The sequence below is a fragment of the Rhizobacter sp. P5_A1 genome (genome assembly GCF_056400745.1).
The window spans coordinates 42,193-56,617 of record NZ_JBFUKR010000022.1; the positions used below are offsets into that span (position 1 = coordinate 42,193).

Annotated in this window: 13 protein-coding genes; 7 read left to right on the forward strand and 6 right to left on the reverse strand. The window is 70.1% G+C overall.

The window, feature by feature from the left end:
• Positions 1-16 precede the first annotated feature (16 nt).
• From AC1DTW_RS21025 to AC1DTW_RS21035, 3 genes are all read right to left on the reverse strand, one after another.
• Positions 17-628 (reverse strand): DUF924 family protein, encoded by a 612-nt coding sequence (locus tag AC1DTW_RS21025; RefSeq protein WP_477983332.1) that lies wholly within the window; start codon positions 626-628, stop codon positions 17-19.
• Positions 625-2,727, reverse strand: coding sequence for a prolyl oligopeptidase family serine peptidase (locus tag AC1DTW_RS21030; RefSeq protein WP_477983333.1), 2,103 nt, complete (start codon positions 2,725-2,727; stop codon positions 625-627). The genes AC1DTW_RS21025 and AC1DTW_RS21030 overlap by 4 nt, the downstream gene beginning before the upstream one ends.
• 80 nt (positions 2,728-2,807) lie before the next feature.
• Complete coding sequence (locus AC1DTW_RS21035; protein WP_477983334.1) at positions 2,808-3,362, reverse strand: YaeQ family protein; 555 nt, start codon at positions 3,360-3,362, stop codon at positions 2,808-2,810.
• Between the two features lie 115 nt (positions 3,363-3,477).
• Here AC1DTW_RS21035 and AC1DTW_RS21040 point away from each other — a divergent pair, with 115 nt between their 5' ends.
• The 4 genes from AC1DTW_RS21040 (at position 3,478) to AC1DTW_RS21055 (ending at position 7,840) form a co-directional block, all read left to right on the forward strand.
• A complete protein-coding gene (locus AC1DTW_RS21040) occupies positions 3,478-3,750 on the forward strand; it encodes a hypothetical protein (RefSeq protein WP_477983335.1) in 273 nt (90 codons plus the stop codon).
• Between the two features lie 35 nt (positions 3,751-3,785).
• Positions 3,786-5,141 carry a glutathione-disulfide reductase gene (gene gorA, locus AC1DTW_RS21045; RefSeq protein ID WP_477983336.1) on the forward strand — a complete coding sequence of 452 codons (1,356 nt, stop codon included), beginning with the start codon at positions 3,786-3,788 and terminating at the stop codon, positions 5,139-5,141.
• A 35-nt stretch (positions 5,142-5,176) separates the two neighbouring features.
• The gene (locus AC1DTW_RS21050; protein ID WP_477983337.1) at positions 5,177-5,659 is read left to right on the forward strand and encodes a hypothetical protein; all 483 of its coding nucleotides are present in this window, start codon (positions 5,177-5,179) and stop codon (positions 5,657-5,659) included.
• A gap of 117 nt (positions 5,660-5,776) precedes the next feature.
• Positions 5,777-7,840 (forward strand): M3 family metallopeptidase, encoded by a 2,064-nt coding sequence (locus AC1DTW_RS21055; protein WP_477983338.1) that lies wholly within the window; start codon positions 5,777-5,779, stop codon positions 7,838-7,840.
• Here the strand turns inward: AC1DTW_RS21055 and AC1DTW_RS21060 are convergent.
• The 3 genes from AC1DTW_RS21060 to AC1DTW_RS21070 all read right to left on the reverse strand — a co-directional run bounded on the left by AC1DTW_RS21060 (position 7,834) and on the right by AC1DTW_RS21070 (position 12,406).
• A complete protein-coding gene (locus AC1DTW_RS21060) occupies positions 7,834-10,902 on the reverse strand; it encodes a PAS domain-containing protein (protein ID WP_477983339.1) in 3,069 nt (1,022 codons plus the stop codon). The genes AC1DTW_RS21055 and AC1DTW_RS21060 overlap by 7 nt on opposite strands.
• 111 nt (positions 10,903-11,013) lie before the next feature.
• The gene (locus AC1DTW_RS21065) at positions 11,014-12,048 is read right to left on the reverse strand and encodes an NADP-dependent oxidoreductase (protein ID WP_477983340.1); all 1,035 of its coding nucleotides are present in this window, start codon (positions 12,046-12,048) and stop codon (positions 11,014-11,016) included.
• Positions 12,049-12,196: 148 nt separating this feature from the next.
• Positions 12,197-12,406, reverse strand: coding sequence for a cold-shock protein (locus AC1DTW_RS21070; RefSeq protein ID WP_056467777.1), 210 nt, complete (start codon positions 12,404-12,406; stop codon positions 12,197-12,199).
• A 295-nt stretch (positions 12,407-12,701) separates the two neighbouring features.
• On the opposite strand from AC1DTW_RS21070, the gene AC1DTW_RS21075 reads away from it, so the two are divergent.
• From AC1DTW_RS21075 to AC1DTW_RS21085, 3 genes are read left to right on the forward strand one after another with little or no spacing between them, the layout of a single operon-like run.
• Entirely contained in the window at positions 12,702-13,184 is a 483-nt protein-coding gene (locus AC1DTW_RS21075; RefSeq protein ID WP_477983341.1) for a cupin domain-containing protein, read from the forward strand.
• A gap of 8 nt (positions 13,185-13,192) precedes the next feature.
• Entirely contained in the window at positions 13,193-14,182 is a 990-nt protein-coding gene (locus AC1DTW_RS21080) for an LLM class flavin-dependent oxidoreductase (protein WP_477983368.1), read from the forward strand.
• On the forward strand, positions 14,182-14,415 hold the full coding sequence (locus tag AC1DTW_RS21085; RefSeq protein WP_477983342.1) for an RNA-binding S4 domain-containing protein: 234 nt from the start codon (positions 14,182-14,184) through the stop codon (positions 14,413-14,415). The genes AC1DTW_RS21080 and AC1DTW_RS21085 overlap by 1 nt, the downstream gene beginning before the upstream one ends.
• Positions 14,416-14,425 lie beyond the last annotated feature (10 nt).

A 14,425-nucleotide genomic window follows, 5' to 3' on the forward strand; every position in this document is an offset into this window, starting at 1 on the left:
GGGTCACCTCGATGAATCAGAAGCGCGAGCCGGGCTCGCGCAGAAAGGCCAATTCCTCGGCCGTGGATTGTCGGCCCAGTGTCTCGTTGCGATGCGGGAAGCGGCCGAAGCGTTGCACCACCGCTCGATGCCTGTGGGCGTAGGCGAGCATGTCGCGCATCTCGGGCGCCTCGGCGGCGAGGCGCGTGAACAGGCGCACCGCCTCGTCCTGCATCGCGAGGCCTTCGGCATGCTCGAACGGCAGGTAGACGAAGCTGCGCTGCGCCGGCGGCAGGGCTTCGTCCTGGCGCGCGCCGACCATCGCGGTGGCGGCGCGCAACGCACGCGCGTCGCCGGCGAACGCGCGCGGCGTGTCGCGCCAGGTGTTGCGGGTGAACTGGTCGAGCAGCAGGATCTGCGCGAGCGCGCCGGCCGGGTGCGCGGCCCAGTCGGCGAGCTCGCCGCGCAGCGCGCGCTCGATCAGCGCGCCGAAGCGTTGCGCGATCTCGCGATCGGTCGCCTCGCTCTTGCGGAACCAGAACTCGCGCAGGGTGCCGTGCTCGGGGCTGCCGACCGCGCCGAACCAGAAGTCGAGCACCGCCTGCGCCTCGGCCAGTAACGCGCCGGTGGCGCTCGCGGCGCCGCTCATGATGGCCTGCCGAGCTGGCGCCACAGGTAGCTCATCTCGAGCGCCTGCACGTGCGCGCGCTGCTCGTTGTCGGCGGCGCCGCCGTGGCCGCCTTCGATGTTCTCGTAGTACAGCACCGGGTGGCCCTGCGCGAGCATCTTCGCGGCCATCTTGCGGGCGTGACCGGGGTGGACGCGGTCGTCTCGGGTCGAGGTCGTGAACAGCACTTCCGGGTACGCCGCGCCGGGCTTCAGGTTCTGGTACGGGCTGTACTTCGAGATGAAGGCCCACTCGTCGGGCGCATCCGGGTCGCCGTACTCGGCCATCCACGAGGCGCCGGCCAGCAGGCGGTGATAGCGCCGCATGTCGAGCAGCGGCACGCTGCAGACGACGGCGCCGAACAGCTCGGGGCGCTGCGTGACGCTCGCGCCGACGAGCAGCCCGCCGTTGCTGCCGCCCTCGATGCCGAGGCGCTGCGGGCTCGTGATGCGGCGCGCGATCAGGTCTTCGGCGACCGCGATGAAGTCGTCGTAGCTGCGTTGCTTGCGGGCCTTCAGCGCCGCCTGGTGCCAGGCCGGGCCGTACTCGCCGCCGCCGCGGATGTTCGCGATCACGAGTGCACCGCCGCGCGCGAGCCAGCCGCGGCCGTAGCCGGCGCGGTAGCTCGGCTGCATCGAGATCTCGAAGCCGCCGTAGCCGTACAGCAGCGTCGGCGTGCTGCCGTCGGCCGGCCACGCGTCACTCACGCCGCTGGGCCAGATCACGAAGTAGGGCACCTGCGTGCCGTCGACACTGGTCGCGAAGAACTGGTCGACGTGCATGCCGCTGGCGTCGAAGCGCGCCGGCTGCGATTTCAGCGTCGCGCGTGCATCGCTGCCGGTCTGCCCGAGCCACAGCGTGTCGGGTGTCAGGAAGTCGCTGTAGCTGAGCAGGTAGTGCTCGGCGAGCGGGTCGTCGGCGCGCATCGTGTCGTGCAGGCCGCTCGCACCGAGCGTGCCGGGGAAGGGTGCGGCGATGTCGCGTTTCGTGAAGCCGCGCGCCGAGCGCCGCCACTCCTCGAGCCGGCTCGCGACGTTGTCGAGCACGTTGACGACGAGGTGGCTGCGCGTCGTCGTGTAGCCGGCCAGCGAACGCGTCGCGGTCGGCGTGAACAGCGCCTCGAAGCGGCGCTCGCCGGCAAGGTAGGCGCCAGCATCGGCGGCGAGCAGCGCGCCGCTCGGGAAGGTCTGGCCGGCAACGCTCCACGTGCTGCGCAGCTCGATCAGCAAGGTGTCCTCGGGGGCGCCGGCGCTGTTCCAGAACGCGATCGACGCGTCGCCGGGCACGTCGAGCAGGTGCTGCTCGGCGCCGCGCAGCAGGAAGTACTGGCGCGTGTAGAAGTCGATCATGCGCACGAACAGCGTGCGCTCGTGGCCGGGCGTCGCATCGACCGACACCGCCGCGGTCATGTCGTCGGGCCGGACCTCGAACACCGTCGTCGCGCTCTCGAGCGGCGTGCCGCGCGCCCAGCGCTTGACGATGCGCGGGTAGCCGGAACTCGTCATCGATCCGGGCCCGAAGTCGGTGCCGACGTAGAGCGTGTCGGCGTCGATCCAGTCGACGTCCGACTTCGCTTCGGGCAGGGCGAACCCGCCGTCGACGAAGGCCTTCGCGACCGTGTCGAACTCGCGCACGACCGTGGCATCGGCGCCGCCGCGCGACAGCGAGATCAACACCCGCCCATGCGTCGGCGGCAGCCCGACCGCGCCGCCCCAGACCCAGTTCTCGCCCTCGGCGGCGGCGAGCGCGTCGAGGTCGAGCACGGTCTCCCAGGCGGGTTCGGGCCGGCGGTAGTCGTCGAAGCCCGTGCGGCGCCACAGGCCGCGCTTGTGGGTCTCGTCCTGCCACAGGTTGTAGAAGAAGTCGCCGCGGCGCGAGATCTGCGGGATGCGCTCCTTCGAGTTCATCATCTCGAGCAGCGCGGCGCGGATCGGCTCGTACTCGGGCCGTGCCTGCAGCACGCGCTGCGACTCCACGTTGCGCTCGCGGACCCAGCCCAGCGCCGCGTCGCCGAGCACGTCCTCGAGCCACAGGAACGGGTCGATCGGATCGGGTGATGTCGGGGCTGCGGTCTCGGCCATGGGGGCGCCTGCGGTTCGGTGAAGGAGAACTCGACGCCGCGATTGTGGACGAGGCCGGAAACGCCTTGCCCGGCGCAGGTTCAGCGTGGGTTCAGCCGGATCGGCGTGATCTCGACCGAGCGCTCGCCGTCGCCGAGGTAGGCGGTGCCGTCCTGCACGCTGATCTGCAGCTGCATGCTGCGCTGGGCGAGCGTGGCGAGCGCCTGGCTCTGCGCGGCGTCGATCTGCCAGACCGCGATGTTGCTGGCGCGGGTGATCTTCGTCGCGATGCCGGCCCACCAGATCGGCGTGCTCTGGCTGAAGCTGTAGACACCGACGCGGTCGGCGCGGCCGCTGGCCTTCATCAGGCGCTTGTCGTCGGGCTGGCCGATCTCGACCCAGTGCTTGAGCTCGCCGGTCAGGTCCTTGTGCCAGAGCGCGGGCTCGTCGGCTTCCCAGAGGTCTTTCGCGAGTTCGAGCATGCCGTGATTCGGGTCGACCGGGAGGTTCAGCGCCAGCGCGAGCAGGCGGATCATCATGCGTTCGTCGGTCTCGGACGGATGCCGCGCGATCGTCACCGCGTGGTCGACATAGACGTTGCGGTCCATGTCGGCGATCTGCAGGTTCGCCTTGTAGATGATCGCCTTGATGGCCATGGGTGGGGGTCTGCGCCGAAAGGGAAGCGGCCGATTAGACCAGAGGCCTGCGCCGGGCCGCGGAGCGCGAGACAATCGCGCCATTCGTCGAACGACCATCCGCACAGGGCCCGCCATGAGCATGAAGAAGACCGATCTCGTCAAACACCTCGCGAAGAAGCTCGACGGCCGCATGAAATCCGCCGGCGTGCCGGACCGTTTCGCGCAGGGCGCGGCCGAGGCCGTCGACAAGCGCGAGCAGCGCCGCCGCGATGCCGCGGCCGGGCTCGTGCCGTTCGCCTGCAAGTTGCCGGCCGAACTGGTCAAGCGACTGCACGAGCGCGCCGCGACCTTCGAGGGCGGCGTCAATGCGCTGGTCGCGCAAGCCCTGCAGAAGGCGCTCGGCTGAGCCGGCCGCCCGCATCCCGCCGCCGGAGCCCGCGCATGAGTGAATCGCCTTTCGACCTGTTCGTGATCGGCGCCGGCAGCGGCGGCGTGCGCGCCGCGCGCATGGCGGCGCTGCGCGGCGCGCGTGTCGCGGTGGCGGACGCGGCGCCGCTCGGCGGCACCTGCGTCAACCTAGGCTGCATCCCGAAGAAGCTCTACAGCTTCGCGGCCCACTACGCCGAGGCGTTCGAGGAGTCGCACGGCTACGGCTGGTCCGCGGCCGCGCCGGTGCTCGACTGGGCGCAGCTGAAGGCGAACCGCGCGCTCGAGATCGGCCGCCTGAACGCGATCTACGCGAAGCTGCTGACCGATGCCGGCGTTCGCATCCTGCGCGGCTGGGCACGCGTGACCGGCGCGAACGATGTCGAGGTCGACGGCGTGCGCCATGCCGCGAAGCACATCCTGGTCGCGACCGGCGGCCGGCCGGTCGTGCCGCCGTTCCCCGGTTCCGAACTGGCGATCACCTCGGACGAGATCTTCGACCTGCCGACGTTCCCGCAGCACCTGGTCGTCGTCGGCGGCGGCTACATCGCCTGCGAGTTCGCGTCGATCTTTCGCGGCCTCGGCGCGCAGGTCACGCAGCTGTACCGCGGTGCGCAGGTGCTGCGCGGCTTCGATGCCGACGTGAGTGAATTCGTCGCCACCGAGATGCGCAAGAAGGGGATCGACCTGCACACGCACAGCGATGTCGAGCGCATCGCGCGCGAGCCCGGCGGGCGCCTGCGCGTCAGCCTGCGCGACGGCGGCACGCGGCTCGCCGACCAGGTGCTCTATGCGACCGGCCGGCAGCCGAACACCGCGGGCCTCGGCCTGGCCGAGCTCGGCGTGAAGCTCGCCGCGAACGGCGCGGTGCTGGTCGACGCGCACTACGCGAGCAACCTGCCGAGCCTCCATGCGGTCGGCGACGTGATCGACCGCGTCCACCTGACGCCGGTCGCGCTGGCCGAGGCGATGGCGCTGGTCGATCATCTGTTCGACGCGGGCAGGCGGGCGGTCGACTACGAGATGATCCCGACCGCGGTGTTCACGCACCCGAGCGTCGGCAGCGTCGGGCTCTCGGAGGCGCAGGCGCGCGCGCGGCTTGGCGACGTGCGCATCTTCCGCAGCGAGTTCAAGGCGCTGCGCCACACCCTGTCGGGCAGCACCGAGCGCACGCTGATGAAGCTGGTCGTCGATGCGGCGACCGACCGCGTCGTCGGCCTGCACATGGTCGGCGCCGATGCCGGCGAGACGATCCAGGGCTTCGCGGTCGCGCTGCGCGCCGGCGCGACCAAGGCGGTGTTCGACTCGACGATCGGCATTCACCCGACCGCCGCCGAGGAGTTCGTGACGATGCGCGAACCGGTGGCATGATGCCGGCCTCGTTTTGTGTTCCGTTGCCGACCGCCATGCGCCATCCGACCCGTTCCCTGCTGATCCTGCTGCCGTTCGTCCTCGCCACCGGGGTCGCCTGTGCCGCCGACAAGCCGGCGAAGAAGGAGGGCGGCTTCGGCGACAAGGCGAGCGGCGCCTACCTGACCAAGGAGCAGCTGCGCAGCTGTATCGCGCAGCGCGACAAGGTCAAGGCCGATGACGGCGAGCTGCTCGCCGAGCAGGCCACGATCGCCGCGCAGAAGGAGCAGATCACGCGCGCCGGCGACACGCTGAAGAGCCAGCTCGAGACCGTCGACCGCACGAACGCCGAGGCGATCGCGGCCTACAACGAGGCCGTGCAGGGGCGCGACAAGCAGATCGACGCGTACCAGGCGCGCGTCACCGCGTTCAACGGCCGGGTCGACGCGAACCAGGCCGCGCACGCCACGTTCGGCCAGTCCTGCAGCAACCGCCGCTACTTCGAGGAAGACGAGGCCGCGATCAAGAAGGGCAAATGATTTCGGCCCAAGCCGTGACGAACGCCCGCCCGCTGTGGTTCGGCGGGCGCGCCGCACCGACCCGCGGCAGCTCGGTCGAGCCCTAGAATCCGCGCTTCTCCCACCCCGAGAAGCGCCATGTCACCTGCCACGAGCAACCCCCTTCTGCAGCCGTGGGAGACCCCGTACGAGCTGCCGCCCTTCGAGGCCGTGCGGGCGGAACATTTCGAACCGGCGTTCGCGCTGGCGCTGCAGGAGCAACTCGGCGAGATCGACGCGATCGCCGCCGATCCGCGCCCGCCGAGCTTCGAGAACACGATCGCCGCGATGGACTGCGGCGCGCGGCTGCTGCGGCGCATCGAGGGGCTGTTCTTCAACCTCACGTCGAGCGAGACCTCGCCGGCGTTGCAGGCGGTCGAGATGCGCATGGCCCCGCTGCTCGCGGCGCACCGCAGTGCGGTGTCGATGCACCGCGGCCTGTTCGCGCGCGTCGACGCACTGCACGCCCAGCGCGAAACGCTGCCGCTGACGCCCGAGCAGAAGCGCGTGCTCGAGCGCTTTCATTTCGACTTCGTGCGCGCCGGCGCCAAGCTCGGTGCAGCCGAGCAGAAGCGCTATGCGCAGGTCATGGAGCGCCTGGCCGAATTGACGACGCGCTTCGGGCAGAACGTGCTCGCCGACGAGTCGGGTTTTCGCCTCGTGCTGCGCGGCGAGGCCGAGGCGGCCGGCCTGCCGGACTTCGTGCAGGCTGCATTGAAGCAGGCTGCGCGCGAGCGCGGCATCGACGACGGCCTGCTCGTGACGCTGTCGCGATCGCACATCGTGCCGTTCCTGACCTTCTCCGAGCGGCGCGATCTGCGCGAGCAGGCCTGGCGCGCCTGGACGAGCCGCGGCGAGCACGCCGGCGAGCACGACAACCGGCCGGTCGCACGCGAGATCCTGACGCTGCGCAACGAGCAGGCGCGGCTGCACGGCTTCGCGAGCTACGCCGACTACGCGCTGACCGACACGATGGCCGGGCAGCAGGCGGCCGTGACGGCGCTGCTGACGCAGGTCTGGGAGCCGGCGAAGGCGCGTGCCGCCGAAGAGCTCGCGGCGCTGAAGGCGCTCGCGCTGTCGCGCGGCGAGGCCGCGCCGCTCGAGCCCTGGGATTGGCGTTTCTACGCCGAGAAGGTGCGCCAGCTGCGTTACGAGCTCGACGAGGCGGTCGTCAAGCCGTACTTCCCGCTCGATCGCATGGTCGAGGCCGTGTTCGACTGCGCGCAGCGCCTGTTCGGCATCACCTTCGTCGCCAGGCCCGAAATTCGCGCGTACCACCCGGATGTCAAGGTCTACGAGGTGCGCGGCGCCGATGCCGCGCCGATCGGCGTGTTCCTGCACGACAACTTCGCGCGCGCCAGCAAGCGCAGCGGTGCGTGGATGAGCTCGTTTCGCAAGCAGTCGCGCAGCGCGGGCATCGATGCGCTGCCGATCATCATCAACAACAACAACTTCGCGAAGGGCGCGCCGGGCGAGCCGACGCTGCTCAGCTTCGACGACGCGAGCACGCTGTTCCACGAGTTCGGCCACGGGCTGCACGGGCTGCTGTCGAACGTGACCTACGAGCGCGTCTCGGGCACCAGCGTGCTGCGCGACTTCGTCGAGCTGCCGTCGCAGATCTTCGAGCACTGGCTGGCCGAACCCGAGGTGCTGAAGCGCCATGCGCGCCACTACCTGACCGGCGAGGCGATTCCCGACGCGCTGATCGCGAAGCTGCACGACGCGCGCCTGTTCAACCAGGGCTACGAGACGGTCCGCTACACCGCCTCGGCGCTCGTCGACATGGCGGCGCACGCGCTGACCGACGCCGAAGCGCCCGACGTGGTCGAGTTCGAGCGCGCCGAGCTGGCGCGCATCGGTGCGCCGGCGGTGGTCGGGCTGAACCACCGGCTGACGCATTTCCAGCACCTGTTTGCGGGCTCCGGCTATGCCGCGGGCTACTACGTCTACCTGTGGGCCGAGGTGCTCGATGCCGACGGCTTCGACGCGTTCAAGGAAGCCGGCAGCCCGTTCGACGCGGCGGTCGCGCAGCGCCTGCGCGAGTTCATCTACTCGACCGGCAACTCGATCGAACCCTCGGCGGCGTACCGCGCGTTCCGCGGCCGCGGGCCGACGCCGCTGCCGATGCTGAGGCAGCGCGGCCTCGTGCCGCAGGATCAGTGACCGGCCCCTGACACCGGGAAGCGCTCGTCGAGCGCATCGAGAAAAGCCTTGAACTTGATCGGCTTGGTCCAGTAGTCGTTGAAGCCGGCGGCCAGGCCGCGCTCGATGTCGGCGGGCATCGCGTTCGCCGACAGCGCGATGCACGGGATCAAAGCGGTCTCCGGCTGGTCGCGCAGGCGGCGCAGCACCTCGAAGCCGTCGAAGTCGGGCAGCTGCATGTCGATCAGGATCAGGTCCGGTCGCAACGCGTGGGCACGCGCGACGCCGCCCGCGCCGGTCGCCTCGGAGACGATACGCAGCCCCGACAGGCTCTTCACCAGCTCTTCGACGAGCAGCACGTTGACGTGGTTGTCCTCGATGTAGAGCACCTGGCCGGAACGCAGCCGCGGGATCGGTACGCGCGCGGGCGGCGCCGCGGCGTGCGATGCGGCCGCCGGTGCTGGTGCCGGTGCCAGCGGCAGCGTGACCTCGAACACCGTGCCGCGCCCCGCCTGGCTGGTGACGCCGATGCGCCCGCCCATGCCCTCGACCAGCGCCTTCACGATCGTCAGCCCGATGCCCGAACCGTCGATGCCTTCGCTCTCGACACCGAACCGGTTGAAGGGCTCGAACAGGTGTGCCACTTGCTCGGGCCGCAGACCGCGGCCGGTGTCGCGCACGCTGAAGCGAACGGTGTCGTGGTCGACCGCGCTGTCGACGAGCACCTGGCCGCCTGCGCGGTTGTACTTGATCGCGTTCGTCAGCAGGTTCAGCAGCACCTGGCGCAGCCGGGTCGGGTCGGCGAGCACGGCGCCGTCGAGCGCGCCGTGGTGCAGCGTGGTGCCGTGCGTGGCCGCGAGCGCGTCGACCAGCGGCAGTGTCTGCGCGACTGCGGCCGCCATCGACACGGGCTGCAGTTCGAGCCGCAGCATGCCGGCCTGCAGGCTCGAGAGGTCGAGCGCATCGTCGATCAGCGTGAGCAGGTGCTCGCCGGCGGCGCGGATGTGGTCGAGCTTGGCAGACTGGCTGGCCAAGGTGCCCGTGCCGGCTTCGAGCTGCAGCAGCTGCGTGAAGCCGAGCACCGCGTTCAGCGGCGTGCGCAGCTCATGGCTCATGCGCGACAGGAATTGCGACTTCGCCAGGCTCTCGCGCTCGGCCAGCAGCACCTGCTGGCGCGCGAGGTCGGCGTTCTTCGCCTCGGTGATGTCCCAGTTCACGCCGACCCGGCGGATCACCCTGCCATGCTCGTCGTGCAGCGCGGCCGAGCGCGACGCGATCCAGCGCTGGCTGCCGTCGGGCAACCGGATGCGGAACTCGTAGGCGGCCTGGCCGCCGATCGACCCGGGGTTGGCACCGATCACGCGGGCCCGGTCGTCGGGGTGGACGAGGCCGAGGCGCTCGCCTCGAGCCGGCGGGGTCGGGCGTGGTGCGAGGCCGCGCAGGCGCCACATCTGCTCGTCCCACAGCACCGGCACGTCGTCCTGGTCGGACTCCCAGGTGCCGATGCCGGCGTGGCGGGCAATCAGTGCGGCGCGTTCGCTGGCGGCGTGCAGCGCATGAATCGCGTCGTGGCGTTCGGTCACGTCCATCGCGATGCCGAACACGCGCGTCGGGTCGACGCCGCTGCGGTCGAGATTGGCGCGCAGCACCATCCAGCGGATGCGCCCGTCGCGCATCCGGATGCGGAACTCGATCTCGAACGCCTGCGTCTCGTGGCGCAGGAACGAGCGCGTCGTCTGCGTCACGCGCGCGGTGTCGTCGGGGTGCACGCACTGGCCGATCCACTGCCCGAGCGTCGGCGGCTTGCTGGCGCCGACCAGGTCGAACAGCTCGTACATCTGCGTGTTCCATTCGGTCCGGCGCGTCCCGACGACGGTGGTCCAGATGCCGATGCGCGCGCCCTCGGCGGCGGCCTCGAGGCGCAACGCGAGCTGCTCGGCGCGGCGTGACTGCTCGACCTGCGCGGTCACGTCGAGCGTGATGCCGACGAACGCGACGACCTCGCCGGCCGCGTCGCGCTCGATCACGCGGCGCACCAGCATGTAGCGCCACGCGCCGTCGCGGCGCCGGTGGCGCACTTCGACGTCGATCGGCACGCCGGTCTTCATCGCATGCGCGGTCGAGGCCGCGAGCTTGCCGACGTCTTCCGGGTGCGTCGGCGCGCGGGCCTCGGCCAGCGAGACGCCGCCGGGCCGGTACGGGATGCCCAGCACCTTGAAGCCGTGGTCGTTGTAGTGGACCCGGCCGGTCTTCAGGTCATGGCGCCAGATCACGATGTCGGCGAGCTCGGTCGCGAGCTTCAGCTGGGCCGCGGCCACGTCGCGCGAGCGGGCGAGCTCGTAGACCTCGGTGTCGTCGACCATGATGCCGATCGTGCGTTCGGGCACGCCCCGCGGCGAATGCTTGACCTCCCACTGCGAGTGGATCCAGCGCATGCTGCCGTCGGGCTGGATCACGCGATAGCGCTGCGCGTAGCGGCCGGCCCGGCGCATCGAATCGACGTAGGTCGTGTTCTGGTCGTCGGGATGGATGCGAGCCGCCGCGGCGGCATAGTCGGGCGTACCGCCGGTCGGCTCCATGCCCCAGAAGCTGAAGACGTGGCGATCCCAGCGGCCCACGCCGGTGACCAGGTTGCGCTCCCAGACGCCGAGACGGCCGAATTCCTGCGCCATGTCGAGCAGTTCGGACAGGTGCTGTGCACGCGCGGCAAGCTCGTGCGCCGCGCTGCAGTCGCGCAGGGTCCAGAGCCACTCGGTGCCGATGCGGGTCACGCGCACGTCGACCCACAACGCGCTGCCGTTCGCCGCGCGCAGTTCGAGCGGCGCCGTGCCGAGCGTCTGGCCGCGCAGCGCGGTCGCGAGCGTGGCGTGGGAGGAGCCGTCATGCCAGTCGGGCGGTGCCAGGCTGAGCAGCTCGGCCGGCGCACGCAGGCCGGTCGCCAACGTGAACGCCGGGTTGCACCAGTGCAGGCGCCCGTCCGCGTCGGTCAGCGCCAGCAGGTCGTGGCTCTGGCCCAGCCACGCCGCGAGCACGCCCTCGGGGAGCGGAGCTGCAGGCGGTGGTGAAGCGGTCGGATCGATCATCGGGGCCGGCATCGCGGCGCGCGCGAGATGCGGCGCCGGCCGTCCAGTCTAGCGGCGCCCTGCGCCCGGGAAGCCCCGATCAGCGCCGCTTTCGCGGCGCCGGCGGGGGCTTCAGGCGAACTGCAGCACGAGCTTGCCGAAATTCTCGCCGTTGAACAGCTTCAGCAGCGTCTCGGGGAAGGCGTTCAGACCCCCTTCGACGACGTCTTCCTTGCTCTTCATGCGGCCGGCTTTCAGGTGGCCGGCGAGTTCGGCGACCGCGACCGGGAAGCGATCGGTGTAGTCGAACACGACCATGCCTTCCATGCGCGCGCGATTCACGAGCAGCGACAGGTAGTTCGCCGGGCCCTTCACCGGCGTCGTGTTGTTGTACTGGCTGATCGCGCCGCAGATGACGATGCGGGCCTTGCGCGCGAGGCGCGTCAGCACGATGTCGAGAATCTCGCCGCCGACGTTGTCGAAGTAGATGTCGACGCCCTTCGGGCAGGCGTCGCGCAGGTCGGCCTTGACGTTGCCGGCCTTGTAGTCGATGCAGGCATCGAAGCCGAGTTCCTTGACGACCCAATCGCACTTCGCCGCGCCGCCGGCGATGCCGACGACGCGGCAGCCCTTGATCTTCGCGAGCTGGCCGACCGTCTGGCCGACCGCACCGGCCGCGCCCGAGACGACGACGGTCTCGCCCGGCTGCGGCATGCCGATGTCCAGCAAGCCGAAATACGCCGTCATGCCGGGCATGCCGAGCACGTTGAGCCACTGCGTCGGTGTGCCCAGGCGCAGGTCGAGCTTGAACAGGCCGTTGCGCTTGATCTGGTCGGCCGCGATCAGGCAGTACGCCTGCACGCCGGGGGTGCAGCCGACGACATCGCCGACCTGGAACGCCGGGTTCTTCGAGGCGATCACCTCGCCGACGCCGCCGGCGCGCATCACCTCGCCGATCGCGACCGGCGGGATGTAGCTCTTGCCTTCGTTCATCCAGCCGCGCATCGCCGGGTCGAGCGAGATCGCGAGGGTCTTGACGAGCACGCCGCCTTCGCCCGGTTCGTTCACCGGCTCGGTCGTGAAATCCCAGCCATCGCGCGTCGGCAGGCCGTTCGGGCGTGCCTTCAGGCGGATCTGGTGGTTCGTGAGCGCGGCGAGGGTGGTCATCTTGTGTCTCCTGGAGTGAGCTCCGAATCTTAGAGCGCAGGCTGCGCGCACCGAGTCACCCACGCGACGGACGCCGGACCCGGCGCAGGCGAAAAAAAACCGCGGGGTCGCCGCGGTTCTTCTGGTTGCGGGGCTTGCGCCCCGCGCCTTACAGCACGCGAATGTTCGCGGCCTGCAGGCCCTTCTGGCCTTGCTTGACTTCGAATTCGACGCGCTGGTTTTCCAGCAGGGTCTTGAAGCCATTGCCCTGGATGTCACGGAAGTGGGCGAACAGGTCAGCGCCGCCCGCGTCTTGAGCGATGAAGCCGAAGCCCTTGCTCTCGTTGAACCACTTCACGGTACCGGTTTGGGTCGTCATGGAAAACTATCCTATCTATCTTCAAAGAATGCGCAGCACATGCGGCGCATGCAGCGACACTCAAGAAACGATCTGGGGGATTTCTATCGAAGCCTGTTGAGGAATCTCGGGAACCGAGCACCGCAGCAGGTAAGGGGAAGAATCTCTAGCAACCACTGTCTTGCGCATAACTGTGGAGCGGACTGTACACGAAACGGGCCGGTTTCATGCCACTGCTTGATTTGCCCTTGCCTGCAGCGCTGCGCACTGTGGTCCAGAATCGACAGCAGATTCGAATCACGCGAGGAACGCGGGCATGTCATCCGACCCTTCATCCGCGGCGCCGCCGACCCACTGGAAGCACGATGGCGTGCGTGTCGTCGGTGCCGACCAGCTCGACCCGAACACCGCGCAGACGCCCGGCATGGACCGGCAGGCCGCGATCAACTTTGCACGGGTCGGCGCGCGCAAGCTGTGGGCCGGCACGGTGCACATCCACGCCAACGCGAAGACCGGCGCGCATCATCACGGGCCGCTCGAAAGCGTGATCTATGTCGTCAAGGGCCGCGCGCGGATGCGCTGGGGCGACGCGCTCGAATTTACCGCCGAGGCCGGCCCGGGCGACTTCATCTACGTGCCGCCGTACGTGCCGCACCAGGAGATCAACGCGAGCCCGACCGAGGCGCTCGAGTGCGTGCTGGTGCGCAGCGATGGTGAAGCGGTCGCGGTGAACCTCGACATCGAGCCGGTCGAGAAGCCGGAGTCGGTGCGCTGGATCGACCCGACGCATCCGCAATGAAACCGATGCTGAAGCTCTCGGTTCTCGATCAATCGGTCTCGGTCGAAGGCAGCAGCGAAGGCGCGGCGATTCGCGACACGCTGGCGCTCGCGCAGCACTGCGAGCAACTCGGCTACGCGCGCTTCTGGGTCAGCGAGCACCACGGTCTGCCGACGATCGTCGGCAGCGCACCCGAGATGCTGATGGCCGCGATCGCGGCACGCACGACGCGCATCCGCATCGGCAGCGCCGGCGTGATGCTGCCGCACTACAGCGCGCTGAAAGTCGCCGAGCAGTTCCGCGTGCTCGAGGCGCTGGCGCCGGGCCGCATCGACCTCGGCGTCGGGCGCGCGCCGGGCGGCGACATGCGTACTGCGCGTGCGCTGAACCCGAACGCGCACAGCGCGGCCGAAAACTTCCCGGAGCAGGTGCGCGACCTGCAGGCCTGGACCTCGCTGCCCGCGCACTTGGGGCTGACCGCGCACCCGCTCGGGCCCGACGCGCCGGAGGTCTGGATCCTCGGCAGCTCGAACTACGGCGCGCAGCTCGCTGCGCACTTCGGTTTGCCGTATGCCTTTGCGTATTTCTTCGTCGACGGGCAGGGCGCGGACGAAGCGCTCGCGCTGTATCGGCGCCTCTACCGGCCGAGCGAGCGGCATCCCGAGCCGCAGGCCACCGTCTGTGTCTGGGCGCTCGCGGCCGACACGCACGAAGCCGCCGCACACCATGCGCTCGGCCGCGAACGCTGGCGCGTCGACCGCGCGCGTGGCGTGCTCGGGCCGCTGCAGGCGCCCGATGCGATCGCCGCACGCGGCTTCACGGCCGACGAGTGGCCGACCGTCGAGGCGATGCGCGCCAAGGCCTTCGTCGGGACCGCCGCGCAAGTCGGCGCGCAGCTGCGCGCGCTCGCCGCCGAGCTCGCGCTCGACGAGATCGTCATCAATACCTGGGCCCATGACCCGGCGGTTCGACGCACGTCGTACGCGCTGCTCGCGCGCGAATTCGAGCTGGACTTGTGATGCGGCCGATCGACTTCGCTGTGCGCGGCGAGTACATCACGCTCGATGCGCTGCTGAAGGCGACCGGCCTGGCGCCCAGCGGCGGCATCGCGAAGATGATGATCGCCGACGGGCTCGTGCAGGTCGACGGTCGGCAGGAGCTGCGCAAGACCTGCAAGATCCGCGCGGGCCAGGTCGTGAGCCTGGCGGGCGCGCGCATCACTGTGCTGGCCGGGCCGGGCGGCGCCGGCTGAGCGTTTGCGC

Bases quoted from the DNA above. Each gene is read 5' to 3' on its own strand.
- AC1DTW_RS21025 (WP_477983332.1), bottom strand. From the start codon at position 628: ATGAGCGGCGCCGCGAGCGCCACCGGCGCGTTACTGGCCGAGGCGCAG.
- AC1DTW_RS21030 (WP_477983333.1), bottom strand. From the start codon at position 2,727: ATGGCCGAGACCGCAGCCCCGACATCACCCGATCCGATCGACCCGTTC.
- AC1DTW_RS21035 (WP_477983334.1), bottom strand. From the start codon at position 3,362: ATGGCCATCAAGGCGATCATCTACAAGGCGAACCTGCAGATCGCCGAC.
- AC1DTW_RS21040 (WP_477983335.1), top strand. From the start codon at position 3,478: ATGAGCATGAAGAAGACCGATCTCGTCAAACACCTCGCGAAGAAGCTC.
- gorA (WP_477983336.1), top strand. From the start codon at position 3,786: ATGAGTGAATCGCCTTTCGACCTGTTCGTGATCGGCGCCGGCAGCGGC.
- AC1DTW_RS21050 (WP_477983337.1), top strand. From the start codon at position 5,177: ATGCGCCATCCGACCCGTTCCCTGCTGATCCTGCTGCCGTTCGTCCTC.
- AC1DTW_RS21055 (WP_477983338.1), top strand. From the start codon at position 5,777: ATGTCACCTGCCACGAGCAACCCCCTTCTGCAGCCGTGGGAGACCCCG.
- AC1DTW_RS21060 (WP_477983339.1), bottom strand. From the start codon at position 10,902: ATGATCGATCCGACCGCTTCACCACCGCCTGCAGCTCCGCTCCCCGAG.
- AC1DTW_RS21065 (WP_477983340.1), bottom strand. From the start codon at position 12,048: ATGACCACCCTCGCCGCGCTCACGAACCACCAGATCCGCCTGAAGGCA.
- AC1DTW_RS21070 (WP_056467777.1), bottom strand. From the start codon at position 12,406: ATGACGACCCAAACCGGTACCGTGAAGTGGTTCAACGAGAGCAAGGGC.
- AC1DTW_RS21075 (WP_477983341.1), top strand. From the start codon at position 12,702: ATGTCATCCGACCCTTCATCCGCGGCGCCGCCGACCCACTGGAAGCAC.
- AC1DTW_RS21085 (WP_477983342.1), top strand. From the start codon at position 14,182: ATGCGGCCGATCGACTTCGCTGTGCGCGGCGAGTACATCACGCTCGAT.